The following is a 13697-nucleotide window of genomic DNA, read 5'->3' on the forward strand; positions in this document are numbered from 1 at the left end:
GAGCGCCCACCGGCGATCCGGACGGCGCTTGCGGACGCGACCCGCGCGCTGCTATCGAGGTCGCACCCCCCATGCGCTGGACCCCGTTTCCCTCGGCCCCGATCGCCCACCTCCCCCTGCCCCGCGCGCGCCGTCGCTGCGAATCTTCGCCGGCAAGCCGCACGCGCTGGCGTTCCTCGCCGACGGCTCGCTGGTGGTCGGCGGCAGCCACGAGATCACGCTGCACGATCCGGCCGCACCGTCGCCGCCGCGGGCCAGGGTCGAGGTCGTCGGCGTGTGGTGGATGCTCGCGCACCCCGACGGCGAGTCGGTGCTCGCGTGGGCCCTCGGTTCGAGCGGTCGCGTCGTCGTGCGCGTGTGGCCGGCGACCGGGCGCGTGGTCGAGGTGCTGGCGAGCGACCGCTTCGGCGAGCGCCTGAGCGCCGCGCTCTCGCCCGACGGCTCGCGGCTGGTGTGGCGCCGCGAGGGCACGCCGGTGGCGTTGTGCTCCGTCGATGCGATGACGGGGGCGCCGCTGGGAGACGTGGCGCTGCCGCCGGAACTCGCGGACGCGAGGTGCCTGGCGGTGCGCCCCGACGGGGTGATTTATCTTCGTGACGACGCGGTCGCGGCGATTCACCCCGACGGGAGGATCGAGGCGCTCGACGACTCGCCGTTCGTCGCCGGCTTCCAGCCGTTCTTCGCCGACGCGCGCGGACTGATCGGCGAGGGCGGTGAACGGGCGGCGTTCGTCGACGGGGCGATCGAGCGGCTGGAGAACCTGCCCGAGCGGGCCAACGGCGGGACGATCGCGTACGACCGCAGCCGCGTCACCCTCTACGCCGAGCTGGGGGCGGTGCAGGTGTGGGACGTCGCGGAGCAGCGGGTGGTGTTCACCGCGCATCTGCAATCCGCCACCGGGCAGATGCCGGGCTGGGAGGGCCAGGCCGCAGCCGCGAGCGCGACCCACGTCGCGGCCATCGATCACGCGACCTCGGCGGTGCGGATCTGGCACGTCGACGATCCGAGGCAGCAGGTCGCGTCGTTGACCGCCTACAGCCCCGGGGCGCAGCGCCTGGCGGTCCGCGACGACGCCCTGACGCTGCAGAGGTGCCAACCCGCCAACTCGCTGCCGGCGGTGATGACGCTCGAGCTGAACAGCGGCGCGATGAAGCTGCTGGAGCTGGACACCATCCACGACATCGCCGCGACCGCGGACGGGCAGCGCCTGCTCGTGTTCTACCAGCCCTACCCGCTGGGGCCGTTGAAGATCACCGAGTTCGACGCCGCCGGCCAGCCGGGCGAGTCGTTCGACGTCCAGAAAGGCGCGGGTGAGCTGGCGCTGGCGCCCGACGGGCGGACCTGGGGCGTCACGTCGCGCACGTACCCCGTGTCGCGCCTGGCCGAGCCGACGACGCATGCCCAGTGGCGCGCGTTCGGGGCGACGAAGTGGGCCAAGAACCTCAAGCTCCCGGGCTTCTGGTCGCGCATCGCCCTGTGCGACTCGGCGGTGGTGGTGACCGTGGGCAAGCAGCTGGTCGTGGTCGCCCTCGCCAAGAACAAGACGCTCCTGACGCTCGAGCTGCCGACCCTCGCGGTGAGCGTGGCGATCAGCCGCGACGGCGCGCGCGTCGGTGTGATCGGGGTCGACCGCCCGCGGATCGTCGACGTGGTGACAGGGACGATGGTCGAGCTGGCGCCGGAGCTGCACGGTGAGTCGACTTCGCACCGCTGCCTCTGCTTCGATGACGAGGGGCGCTGGCTGTTCATCGGCCACCCCGCCGGACCGATCGTGCAGCACCAGGCGACGGACGGCGCGACGCTGGCGATGCTGCGCTTCCACACTGACTCGGTCCGGGCGCTGACGTGGGCCGGCGGGGCGCTGTGGAGCAGCTCGGAGGACGGCACGATCGTCCGCTGGGGTGAGCTCGGCTGATTGCCATGGTTGAACGGACATGCTCGAAAGGGCATGTCCGAGAGAGCATGCCTCTGAGGGCATGTCTCGAACGCCTGGCCGCGAGCGCGCCTCGCCCGTGCCCCTCAGCGGCCCGACAGGAAGCCGAGGCGCTGGAACAGCGGCTCGGGGGTGTGGCGGACGACGAACAGGATCGGGCGCCAGTACCACGGGACGAAGGCGACGACGGCCCGGCGGGCGATCGCGCGGTCGATGTCGCGAGCGGCGCGCTGCGGGGTGGCGAACAGGGCGTTCCTGGGGTGGCCGACGGTCATGGGCGTGTCGACCGGGCCGAGCTTGAGCGTGGTGACGTTGACGCCCGCGGGGTAGAGGCGGCTGCGCAGGCCCTGCAGATAGACGTGCAGCGCCCCCTTGGCGGAGCCGTAGGTGTAGTTGCGCGGGCGGCCGCGCTCGCCGGCGACGGAGGTGATGACCGCGAGCGTGCCGCTGCGCTGGCGCTCGAGCACGCCCGCGAGCGGGACCAGGACTGCGATCACCGAGAGGAAGTTGACCTGGACGATGCGCGCGGCCTCGGCGACGTCGTGCTCGCTGCGCTGCTGATCGCCGAGGTCGCCGTGGGCGACGAGGACGACGTCGACCCGGCCACCGAGCGCGGCCACGGCCTCGTTCGCCAGCGCCTCCGCGCGCGAGGTCGGTGAAGTCCCCCGCCCCGGTGGTGACCTCGGCGCCGGCGCAGCGGGCGGCCACGGCCGCGAGCTTGTCGGCATGGCGGCCGACGAGGTGGAGCCGATCGCCGCGCGCGGCCCAGCGGGCGCTCACCTCGGCGGCGATGGCGGAGGTGGCCCCGAAGACGATGACGTGGCGCATCCGCGGAAGGTAGCGCGGCCCGGCCCGCGATGGCGAGAGGATGTTGGCGCCGCTGCCGGCGGCACGCGGCCGGCCGCGACCCCTGAGCCCCGTCCGCGCGCTCGGCCGAGGCGTCGCTCCGACGGCGCGCCGAGGCGCTCGGCCGTCGCCGCGCAGCCGGCTGACGCTCCGACATGACTTCATCGACATGTCTTCATGGACATGTTTTTTACGACATGTTCGAGCGAACCACCGGGAGCGAGCGCCTCACCGCTTCGGCTGGGCCGGCGCGGACCCGCCGGGCGTGACGTTCTCGTCGCGCCACGCGGTGGCCTCGGTCAGGTCGAGCGAGCCGGCGGGCCCCAGGGCGGTGAAGGTGGCGACGGCCTGCTCGATGAGCGCGCGGGCGCGGACGCGGTCGCGCTCGGACAGCCACAGCGCGCGGGCCAGTCCGTACTCGGCGCGGCCGCGCAGGAGCGTGTGGACGTCGGTGCCGGCGCGGATCGCCAGGGCGCGCTCGAAGGCCGGGATGGCGGTCGCGTAGTCCCTGGCGTGGAGGCCCCACTCGCCCAGGCCCAGCAGCGAGCGCGCGACCTCGGCGTGGTCCTCGCCGAGGACGCGGCGGCGGATCGCCAGCGAGCGGTCGATGACCGCGCGCGCCGCGTCGAGCTGGCCGGCCTCGAGGTACGACGCGGCGAGGTTGTCGAGCTGCGTGCACAGCTCGATGTGGTCGGGGCCGTGGCGGCGCTCGAGCGAGCGCACGACCGCCTCGAAGGCGGCGACGGCGTCGATCGGGCGGCGGGCGCGGGCCAGCGCGGCGGCGATGTTGCCCTGGAACACGACCACCAGCGGATCGTCCTCGCCGCGGGTGCGGAGGATGATGTCGAGGCCGCGGCGCCAGGTCGCCAGCGCGGCGTCGAAGTCGGTGAGGACGAAGTAGAGGTTGCCCTCGTAGCGCAGGGCCGCGGCGACCTCGGGGTGCTCGGGGCCGAAGGCGCGCTCGAGGCGGGCGCGGCTGTCCGGAAGGACAGCCTTGGCGCGGTCGAACTCCTGGCGGGCCCACAGGGCGGTGCCGAACCACTGGCGGGCGCGCGCGGTGGCCGGGTTGTCGGCGCCGTGGAGGGCGTCGTAGGCGGCGACGCTGCGCTCGATGAGCGCCTCGGACTCGGCGTAGCGCCCGAGCGACCACAACAACTTGCTGCGGGCGAGGGCGAGCAAGGCGGCGGTGCCGTCGTCGGGCGCGCGCGTCTGGGCGGCGCCGGCGATCTCGAGCCAGACCTCGGCGTGGTCGAGGCGGCCGAGGGTGTTGAGGGTGTCGACCAGGGCGGCCGCGGCGTCGCGGGCGACCGCGTCCTGACGGCTGGCGGTGGCCGTGGTGAAGGCGGCGCGCAGGCTGGTCTCGGCCTCGGCGTCGCGCTGGACGAGCGCGAGCAAGCGGCCGCGCGCGAGCTGGGCCTCGGCGACCGCCGGGGCGTAGGCGGCGGCCTCGGCGGCGGCGACGGCCTGGTCGGCGCCGAGCAGGCCGGCCTCGTAGCGGCCGGTGTGCTCGAGCGCGGCGACGTTGGCGAGCGCGCGGCGGACGCTGTCGACGGCCAGCGCGGTGGCCGGATCGGCGGGCGGCGGCACCTCGGCGCGGAGCAGCCCGACGTCGGCGCAGCGCTCGATCGGCGGCAGCGCAGCCACGGCGTCGACGGCCCGCTCGACCACGCCGGCGTCGGCGGCCACCAGCAGGTCGGTGACCGCCCTGACCTCATGGACATGTCGTGAAAGACAGGCCATGCGCAGGTCGAGCAGGTGCTCCGACTGCTCGCCGCGGGCGTGGGCCTCGCAGGCGTCGCGGTGCATGGCGACGATCGCCTCGGCGCGGGCGTCGAGGCGGCCGGCCACGTGCGTCCACGCCTCGTCGGCGAAGCCGAGTCCGCTGGCCTCGAAGGCGTCGGCGGCGGCGTCGCGGCGGGCCGAGTCCCACACGCCGACCAGGCGCGCCTCGCCGCCGAGGCAGCGGCCCTCGTCCTGGAAGCTCCACGCGGCCGCGGCCAGGCCGATCACCGCGCCGAGGCCGAGGCCGACCACGGCATGTCGCGCGCGCACCTGCGGGCCGGCGAGGTCGGCCAGCAGCGCGTCCATGCTGGGGTAGCGGGCGTCGGGGACGCGCGCGAGGCCGCGGGCGAGCACCCGGTAGAGCCGCTTGCCCGCGCGCGGGCCGACCTGCACGCGTTCGGGCAGGTCGGCGACCAGGACCTGGTCGCGCAGCTCGTCGACGGTGTCGCCGGAGAACGGACGCGAGCCCCACAGCGCCTCCCACAGCGCGACGCAGAAGCTGAACTGATCGGTGCGGGCGTCGACCTGTCCGCCGAGCCATTGCTCCGGGGCCATGTACGCGGGGGTGCCGGCGAAGAAGACGGTGCGCTCGACCCCGACGTCGACGAGCTCGTCGCCGGCGGGGCGCTCGGCCTGCTCGGCGAGCGCGGCCAGGCCGAAGTCGACCACGCGGACGCGACCCTCGAGGTCGACGAGGACGTTGCCGGGCTTGAAGTCGCGGTGCGTGAGGCCGACGCGGTGCGCCGCGGCGAGGCCCCGCCCGGCCTCCGAGAAGACGGTGAGGATCTCCTGCTGCGAGCGCTCGCGGTCCTCCAACCAGGCCGACAGGGTGACGCCGCGGACGAACTCCATGGCGATGAACAGCTCGTCGCCGATCGCGCCGGCCTCGTAGACCTGGACGACGTTGGGGTGCGACAGGCGGGCCAGCGCCTGCGCCTCGCGCAGCAGGCGGGCCTGCAGGCGCTCGTCCTGGCGGTGGTGCGAGCGCACGACCTTGATGGCGACGCGGCGCTCGAGCACCTCGTCGTAGCCCGACAGGATGACGCCCATGCCACCCTCGCCGAGCTCGCTCAGGATCGCGTAGCGGCCGATCCGGCGCGACTGGCGGATCAGCGAGTCTTCGAGCGGGGCCGCGGCGCCGCGCAGGCCGACGCCCGAGGCCGCGTGGAGCGGCGTGCTGTCTCTTCGACCAGGTGACGCGAGGGCCGTCTCCTCGATCGGGCTCGGGCGGGCCCGGGCGGTGACGTCCAGCGCCGGCGACTTGGTGTCGGTGGTCGCGAGCAGGTCCGGGTCCGAGGGCCCGGAGCGCTTGTCGTCGGGCGAGTGGGCACCCACCATGGAGGACGGTACACGACCTGCGCCCCTGCGGCGAGGACGCTATCGCGCACGGGCGCGAGCGCCCCATCCCGCGTGCGCCGGGCCACGCGCGGACCTATGCCCGTCCCTGGCGGGCCCGCGCGCGAGATGTCTTTTCAGACAGGTCGGTGAGACGACAGGCGACCGCCCGGGCAGGTCGCCAGATCTGCCCGGGCGGTCTGGTGGGTGAGGATTACTTGCAGGCCTTGGTGATGCCGACCTTGAGCTGGCAGATCGCGTCGGCATAGGCGGCGGTGAACACGTCGCGGCGGACGCCGGTCTGGCTCTTGCCAAGGTCGTCGAGGTCGGGGCTCAGCTGCCCGAGCTTCTCGCGCAGGGTCGTCTCGGTGGTCCACAGCTCGGCGGCGGCGCGGCGGATCTCGACGTCCTCGTCGAAGGCGTTGAACACCGTGACGATCGGCTCCTTGTCGCCGCCGAGCGGCACGCCGGCCGACTTGACCGCGAGGTTGAAGCGGTCGGAGTCGAGCGCGAGCAGGACGTTGTAGTCGTCGCGCTTCGGGTAGAGGGCGCGGACGGCGTCGAGCTGGTTGTCGTCGAAGTCGCCCTCGCCGAGGTTGTTGTCGATCTCCCAGCGGAGGTCGTCTTCCTTGTTGATCATGCCGACGTTGTGGCAGCCCATGCACGACTTGCCGTTGCGGACCACGCCGTCCGGCGCGTTCTTGTCCTGCACGATCTGGATCGGCGCGTCGTCGATGCGGACGCCCTGGCCGTCGACGATCATGTAGCCCTGGAGGCCGTTCGGCAGGCTGTAGATGATCTCGCTGCCGTCCTCGACGAAGCCGAACGGGTCGACGAACACGTTGGCGTCGCCGGCGTTGCTCTGGAAGTCGTAGCTGATCCAGTAGACGCGGTTGCTGGCGTTCGGGAAGTCGTGGCGCTCGATCACGCGGTGGTTCTCGGACACGCCCGACTCGTGGAACGCGGCGCGCGCGACCCGGTTCGGGTTGGTCTCGATCTCCTCGGTGACGTTGGCGTCCACGTCGATGCCGAAGCTCTGCTCGAGCTCGAAGCGGGTCCGCGGGATCCGCAGGATGTCGTGGTAGAGCGGCGGCTGCGCGGACACCTCGACGAACGCGTCGGCCTGCAGCAGGAAGAACTTGGTGTTCGTGGCCTGCTTCACGTCCTCGGCGCTGTCGCCGATGAACTCGATCGCGTACGGGTCCTTGTTGGCGATGAGCTCCCAGGTGTCGCGGAACTCCTCGACGAAGGTGTTGGTCTCGATGTCGAGCACGCGGCCCGGCGCGTCCCAGTCGTAGTCGCGGATGTCGATGCGGAAGATCAGCTTGTCCGGATCGATCGGGACCGGCGCCACGACCTTGATCTCGTTCGACAGGCTGTTGGCCAGCTTCGACAGGGCGTGGCGGTAGATCTCGATCTGGTCGTCGCACCAGCCGTAGTTGTAGAGGTGGACCAGGCTGAAGTAGCGGATGAAGGGCCGCGCGTCCGCCGAGATCTCCTGCGTGTTGAGCAGGTCGTTGCGGATCAGGTCGATCACCTGCGTGCGGGTCATCCACGGGTTCTCGCCGCACCCGGTCACGCCGGCACACTCGCCGATCCACTGCTCGACCACGCGGATGTCGTCCTCGCTCGGCCGCGGCTCCTGGCCCTCGGGCGGCATCGGCAGCATGGTCGCGGCCATGCGGCGGTAGATCGCCGAGTTGTTCGGCTCGCCGGGGACGACCTTGCCGTTCGAGATCAGCGCGTCGAGGTTGGTGATGTAGTTGATGCTGCCGAGGGCCGCGCTGTCGGCCCCGTGACACTGCTTGCAGTTCTTGTCGAGGATGTTGAGGGTCTGCGCCGACAGCTCGCCGCAGTTGGCCTCGCCCTGCTCGCCGTCACCGCCGGTGCTGCTGCCGCCGTCGGTGCCGCCGCCGGCGGTGGTGCCCCCGGTGCCCTCGGTCTCGTCGCCGCTGTCGTTGCCCGGCAGGACGACGGTCTTGCAAGCGCCGCCCACCATCAGCGCGAGCGCTGCGGCGGAGATCAGCGGGATCGATGAGTAGAATCGTTGAGTCATGGTCGAAGGTGCTCCTGGAAGATGTGGCCCGTAGGACAGGTGGGGATCGCGGGGCCCGGGCCGGGGCGACGATCGGCGGCCTCGGGCCAGGGGGTCAGAAGCGCGCGGACAGGAACATGCCGCCGAAGGTCGGCGAGACGGCGGGCGCGACGCGGACGCGCGAGAGCTGCTCCTGGCGCGCCTTCTTGAAGTCGGTCGCGCCGAGGGCGACCAGGGTGACGCCGAGCGCGACGCCGAGGACCCCGGCGACCGCGCCCGCGGCGGTCATCGTGTCGCCCTGCTTCTTCTGCGCCTCGAGCGGGGCGAGGTACTCGGGGTTGTCGCCGGCCTTGGGCAGCTCGCGGTCGGCCGACTTGCTGAGGTAGATGCCGCCGCCCATGACGCCGAGGGCCGCGAGGCCGCCGGCGAGGAAGATCGAGCCGGCGATCAGCTCGCCGCGGGCGTTGCGACGGACGGGGTTGGTGCGCCGCACGAGGTCCGGCAGCGCGCCATCGGCCGCGGTCCGCAGCTCGGTGCTCCACGCGTGCATCGTCTCGAGGTCGTCCGGGTTGACGCGGATGCCGTCGACCGCCCCGCCGCTGTTGGCCGCGAGCAACGCGTCCGCGCGGTCGATGTGGCGCAGGCTGGCCTCCCACTCGGCCTTGGCCTGGTCGGCGCTGCGCTTGCGCGCGAGCTTCTGCCGGGCGTCGGCGGCCGCGAGGTGCAGCACCGGGTCGCGCAGGGCCTCGGCCCCGCCGGCGAGCAGGCCGACGGCGCCCTCGAGGTTGCCGGCGTCGGACAGCTGCTGCGCCTGGTCCTGCAGCGGCGCGCGCTCGGCCTCGGCCTTATCGACCTGAGCCTTGATCATCGCCTCGCGCGGCTGCGCCTTGGCGGCCTTCTTCTTGCCGCTCCCGCTCTTCTTCTTCGCGGGCCCCGGCGAATCGTCGAGGACGACGGTGTCGTCGTCGGCGGCCGGCGCGGCCGCCGATTCGGTCTTCCATCCATTCGTGGATTCCCCCGGCTGACCGGCCCACGCGGGCGCCGGCATCGCCAGGGACAATGCGATCCCCACCATCAGGAGCGAACGGCGCCCCTGCGATCGTACTGTCGACATGTGCTCTCCTTGAGGGCCGCGGCCGCGTCATTGCGGCGCGCGGCGACGTTGCTGTCCTACAGGCCGGCCTTGCATGGAACACACAAGGCTGGCGACGGCCTGGTCGGACCGCGAGAAATAGGATTGGCCATCCTGGCCTAAAAGACAGCCTCCGTGGCAGAGCACCTTCCGTGGCGCATGGGGCGGGAAGTCCGCGACGACCGCGGGACCCGACCTGTCACTCGAGTAACGGCACCCGCCCGATCGATCACCGCCCCCGACAAAAATTTCGAGAAAACCGTGTAGCAGACGTATGACGGCAATTTTTCCGCCGCGTTGCGTGGTTGCCCGGGTCGCCGACGAGCTTTGGGGGCGACAGGCCGCCGCGCGATCGACTGCACGCATTGCGGCCACCGTCGGGCCGCATTCGATCATTTAGTAATTCAGATTACCAAATGATCGCTCGCAGGCGCCGGCCCGCGCCTCCGCGACGTCGTCGGCCTCTCCGAGGTGGCGCCGGCGCTCCGCGGGCAGCAGGCACGCGCGCGTGGCGGCGGCGAGGCGCGCGCGCAGGCCCTCGCCGGGCCGCGGCCACACGACGACGCGGCCGTCGGCGCCGGCCGAGGCGAGGCGATCGCCGCCGGCGTCGTACGCGAGGGCGTTGACGCCGCCGCCGTGGCCCGCGAGCAGCTCGGGCCCGGCGTCGCCCTGCAGCGACCAGAAGAGGAGCGCGCCGTCGGCCGCGCCGGCGACGATCCAGCCGTCGCGCGGGTCCCAGGCCACGCTCGTCAGCGCCGCCGAGGCCCGCCCCAGCTCGGTGCGCACGCCGGTGGCGGCCGCCACGCGGACAAGCGCCCTGCCTCGCCGGCGACCGCGAGCGCGTCGCCGGCGGGGCTCCACGCCAGCGCGCGCAGCGGGTGGCCGAGCTCGATGAACACCGTCTGCTCGACGCGCACCAGCACGAAGCCGGAGGCGGTGACCGCCGCCAGCCGCTCGTCGACCGGCGACCAGGCCATGGCGGTGATGGCCCCGCGCCCCTGCGGCGCGCGGGACGGATCGAGCATGTCCTTGAAGTCATGTCCCGAAGGCCAGAGGAAGAACGCGCCCTCGCTGCCGCCCGCGGCCAGGCGATCGGCGCGAGGATCCCAGGCCAGGGCGGACACCGGGCGGCGGTCGAGGCTGACGCGCCGCGTCGCCCCCTCGCCGCGGGGGATCCAGGTGACCGCGCCGCCGTCGTCGGCGATCGCCAGCTCCTGGCCGTCGCGCCGCCAGGCCAGCGCCAGCGCGGTGCCGGCGTGGTCGCGCCGGCGCACCGGGCCGTCGTCGGTCGGCAGCAGCCACACGCTGCGCGCGCCGGCGGCGGCCAGGGCGGTGCCGTCGGGGCTCCACGCGAGCGCGTGCACGGCCGCGCCGAGGTCATGCTCGCGCAAGGCGGCCGGCGCGAGCCGCCACACCCGCGCGCTGCCGTCGTCGCTGCCGGTGATCAAGCGGACGCCCACGGGCGCGAACGCCAGCGCCCGCACCGGCCCGGTGTGACCGCGCAGCACGTAGGGGCGCGCGGTCCCGCCGATCCGCCACACCCGCGCGCTGCCGTCGTCGCTGCCGCTGGCGAACCATCCTGTCCCGAGAGCCAGGCCGGTGACGCCGCCGTCGCCGACCACCGCGGCGACCCGCCGCGGGGTGCCGTCGACCCGCCAGACCTCGACGCCGCCGTCGTCGCGGCCGATCGCCAGCTGGCGCCCGTTGCGGTCCCACGCCAACGCGCCCACCGCCGCGCCGCGAGCGACGACCAGGGTCGCGCGGCCCTCCGCGACCACCCAGACCTCGCCGCGCGGGCCGGCCGCGGCCACGCGCGCGCCGTCGGGGCTCCACGCGACCGCCGCGAGCGGACCCGCGACGCCGCGCAGCGGCGTGACCCGATCGACCGCGACCAGCGACACCCCGCCGCGCGCGTCGGTGCGGAGCTGCTCGCCGCCGGGTCCGCGCCGCGGATCGGACACGGAGCCGCCTGCCCCCGGCGTGGGCGGCCCGCCGGCCAGCGCGAAGCGGCGGACGTTGCCGGCGGCGTCGACCGTCTCGACCGCGCCGCGCAGATCTTCGGCGGCCGCGGCAGGCCGTGGGCTGTCCTGCGGGACAGGTGACGTGTCCTCAGGGACAGGCGCACCGGCGACCGGCACCGCCCCGCTCGCCAGCACGACCTCGCGCGGGCGCGCGTCCGACCTGTCCGCGAGGACAGGCGGATCGACAACCGCCGCGGAGCCGGCCCCGCTCGCCAGCACGACCTCGCGCAGGTGCGCGTCCGACCTGTCCGCGAGGACAGGCGCACCGGCGCCCGCCGGGAGCCCGCTCGTCAGCACGACCTCGCGCCGGCGCACGTCCGACCTGTCCGCGCGGCCAGACGCACCAGCGCCCGCCCCGCTCGCCAGCACGACCTCGCGCCGGTGCGCATCCGACCTGTCCTCACGGACAGCTCCCGTCCGCGCGTTCGACCTGTCCTTGCGGACAGCTCCCGTCCGCGCCTTTGACCTGTCCTCGCGGACAGCCCCCACCGCGCCCGGCACCGCGCTCCTGTCCCCCGGGACAGCCTCGACCCAGCGCACCGCCGTCACCGCGCCGTCGTGACCGCGCAGGATCGCCTGGCTGATCGGCTCGGCCAGCACGCGCTGAGCCAGCGCGCCCGGCTCGTCGAGCTCGCGCAGCAGCAGCGCCGCGGCGGTCGGGTCGCGCGGCAGCAGCGAGAACGCGGCGTCGCGGACCCGCAGCGCGTGGGCCTGGCGCTCCGCGGCCGCGCGCTCGACCGCCAGCTCGCCGGCCTGCGCGTCGGCGGGGGCGCTCTCGGGCGCGGTCGCCTGCGGGGCCGCGGCCGCGCCCGCGCCCGCCTCGGGCTGCGCCAGCGACACCCCGAGCGCGACCAGGCCCGCCGCGGTGGCCGCCGCGCCGCCGGCGATCAGCCACGTCCGCACGGGCACCGGCTCGGGGTTCTCGGCGAAGCGCCGCCGCGGCTGCAGGGCCGCGAGCAGCTCCTCCATCGTCGCCCAGCGCTCGGCTGGCTTTTCGGACAGGCCGCGGACGATCGCGCGGCGGACGCGCAACGGCACGCGACTTTCGCGCGGAATGGGCGCGATCTCGACCTGTCCGAAGCGCGGAAGCGAGCCGAACGGCCGCAGACCGAACAAACCTTCGAACAGCGCCACGCAAAAGCTGAATTGGTCGGAGCGCGGCTCCGCGTTGCCGGTGCGCTGCTGCTCGGGCGCCATGTAGGCGGGCGTGCCGAGGATGCTGCCGGTGCGCGTCAGCGGCATCAGCTCGTCGTCGAGGGCCTCGCCGAAATCGAGGGCGCAGGTGAGTCCGAAGTCGAGGACGCGCGCGCGGTCGCGGCTGTCGACGAGCACGTTCTCGGGCTTGAAGTCGCGGTGCAGCAGGCCGGCGTGGTGGGCCGCGGCCAGCGCCCGCCCGGCCTGCAGGTACACCGCGAGCACCTCCTGCCACGGCCGCGGGCGCTCGCGCAGCCACGCCTCGAGGGTCACACCCTCGATCAGCTCCATGGCGATGTAGATTTGGTCGCCCCACGCGCCGACCTCGTAGATCCGCGCCACGTGCTCGTGCTCGAGGCGTGCCATCGCCCGGGCCTCGCGCAGCAGGCGGGCGCGACCCTGGTCGTCGCCCTGGAGGTGCGGGTGCAGCAGCTTGATGGCGACGCGGCGATTGAGCTGGGCGTCGACGGCCGCATACACGACGCCCATGGCCCCCTCCCCGAGCCGGCGCTCGACGTGGAAGCGCCCGATCATGGTGGGCGCGGCCGGCTCGCCGAACAGCCGGCCCATCACGCGCGCGTGGAGACGATGGACGTCGACGTCACCCCACGTGCCCGCACCTGCGCCGCGGGCGGCCCTCAAGTCGGGAGGCGTGTCGGGCGGCGTGTGGGGCGGCGTCGACATCGTCGGATCGCAGTGAAGATAACAGGCGGAGCGGCCCCGCGGGCGGCGCGATCGGAGGTAAGATCGAGGCGCCATGGACCCCGACTGGGAACTGCTCTCGGCCTGGCGCAGCGGCGATCGCGGCGCGGGAGAGCGGCTGGTGAAGCGACACTTCGGCGCGATCGCCCGCTTCTTCCGCAACAAGGTCTCGAGCGAGCACGACGCCGCCGACCTCGTCAGTCAGACCTTCCTCGAGTGCACCAAGGCGAAGGACGGCTTCCGCGGCGAGACCAGCTTCAAGCGGTTCGTCTTCGCCATCGCCCTCAACGTGCTGCGCCTCTACATCCGCACCAAGCACAAGCGTCAGGGCGAGGCGCTCGACTTCGGGGCGCTGTGCGCCAAGGACCTGTCGCCGTCGTCGATGAGCTCGATCGTCATGCGCCGGCGCGAGGCCCAGCTGCTCGTGCTGGCGCTGCGAGAGATCCCGCTCGACCAGCAAATCGTGCTCGAGCTCAACATCTTCGAGGGCCTGTCGGGGCGCGAGATCAGCGAGCTGCTCAGCGTGCCCGAGGGCACCGTGCGCGGCCGGCTGCGCCTCGGCAAGGACCAGCTGCGGGCCCGCCTCGCCGAGCTGGCCCGCTCGCCGGCCGAGCTCCAGGCCACCCTCACCGACCTCGAGGGCTGGGCCGCCAGCATCCGCCGCGCCCTCGACCGCGACGACGGCGACGCCGGTCCGGCCGCGACCGGTTCGTGAGC

Annotated in this window: 8 protein-coding genes; 2 read left to right on the top strand and 6 right to left on the bottom strand. The window is 73.8% G+C overall.

What is annotated here, in order from left to right; genetic code table 11:
• The first annotated feature begins 28 nt into the window (after positions 1-28).
• Positions 29-1915 carry a WD40 repeat domain-containing protein gene (locus tag OV079_RS15615; protein WP_267769422.1) on the top strand — a complete coding sequence of 629 codons (1887 nt, stop codon included), beginning with the start codon at positions 29-31 and terminating at the stop codon, positions 1913-1915.
• Between the two features lie 104 nt (positions 1916-2019).
• Here OV079_RS15615 and OV079_RS15620 read toward each other — a convergent pair whose 3' ends face one another.
• From OV079_RS15620 to OV079_RS15645, 6 genes are all read right to left on the bottom strand, one after another.
• Positions 2020-2553: an SDR family NAD(P)-dependent oxidoreductase gene (locus tag OV079_RS15620; RefSeq protein WP_267769425.1), complete on the bottom strand. Its 534-nt coding sequence runs from the start codon at positions 2551-2553 to the stop codon at positions 2020-2022.
• A gap of 454 nt (positions 2554-3007) precedes the next feature.
• Positions 3008-5899: a serine/threonine-protein kinase gene (locus tag OV079_RS15625; RefSeq protein ID WP_267769427.1), complete on the bottom strand. Its 2892-nt coding sequence runs from the start codon at positions 5897-5899 to the stop codon at positions 3008-3010.
• A 211-nt stretch (positions 5900-6110) separates the two neighbouring features.
• Positions 6111-7952, bottom strand: a complete 1842-nt coding sequence (locus tag OV079_RS15630) for a c-type cytochrome domain-containing protein (RefSeq protein WP_267769428.1) — start codon at positions 7950-7952, stop codon at positions 6111-6113.
• A 94-nt stretch (positions 7953-8046) separates the two neighbouring features.
• Positions 8047-9006 carry a hypothetical protein gene (locus OV079_RS15635; protein WP_267769429.1) on the bottom strand — a complete coding sequence of 320 codons (960 nt, stop codon included), beginning with the start codon at positions 9004-9006 and terminating at the stop codon, positions 8047-8049.
• A 453-nt stretch (positions 9007-9459) separates the two neighbouring features.
• On the bottom strand, positions 9460-9867 hold the full coding sequence (locus tag OV079_RS15640) for a WD40 repeat domain-containing protein (RefSeq protein ID WP_267769431.1): 408 nt from the start codon (positions 9865-9867) through the stop codon (positions 9460-9462).
• Positions 9813-12962, bottom strand: a complete 3150-nt coding sequence (locus OV079_RS15645) for a protein kinase domain-containing protein (protein ID WP_267769432.1) — start codon at positions 12960-12962, stop codon at positions 9813-9815. The genes OV079_RS15640 and OV079_RS15645 overlap by 55 nt, the downstream gene beginning before the upstream one ends.
• 73 nt (positions 12963-13035) lie before the next feature.
• Between OV079_RS15645 and OV079_RS15650 the strand changes: the two genes are divergently transcribed.
• Positions 13036-13695 (top strand): RNA polymerase sigma factor, encoded by a 660-nt coding sequence (locus OV079_RS15650; RefSeq protein WP_267708160.1) that lies wholly within the window; start codon positions 13036-13038, stop codon positions 13693-13695.
• Positions 13696-13697: the final 2 nt, after the last annotated feature.

Origin of the sequence: Nannocystis pusilla (assembly GCF_026626665.1) — a bacterium.
GTDB classification, from domain to species: Bacteria; Myxococcota_A; Polyangia; order Nannocystales; family Nannocystaceae; genus Nannocystis; species Nannocystis pusilla.

Excerpts from the sequence above, each read along its gene's own strand:
- OV079_RS15625 (WP_267769427.1), bottom strand. The coding sequence starts at position 5,899 with ATGGTGGGTGCCCACTCGCCCGACGACAAGCGCTCCGGGCCCTCGGAC.
- OV079_RS15630 (WP_267769428.1), bottom strand. The coding sequence starts at position 7,952 with ATGACTCAACGATTCTACTCATCGATCCCGCTGATCTCCGCCGCAGCG.
- OV079_RS15635 (WP_267769429.1), bottom strand. The coding sequence starts at position 9,006 with ATGGTGGGGATCGCATTGTCCCTGGCGATGCCGGCGCCCGCGTGGGCC.
- OV079_RS15645 (WP_267769432.1), bottom strand. The coding sequence starts at position 12,962 with ATGTCGACGCCGCCCCACACGCCGCCCGACACGCCTCCCGACTTGAGG.
- OV079_RS15650 (WP_267708160.1), top strand. The coding sequence starts at position 13,036 with ATGGACCCCGACTGGGAACTGCTCTCGGCCTGGCGCAGCGGCGATCGC.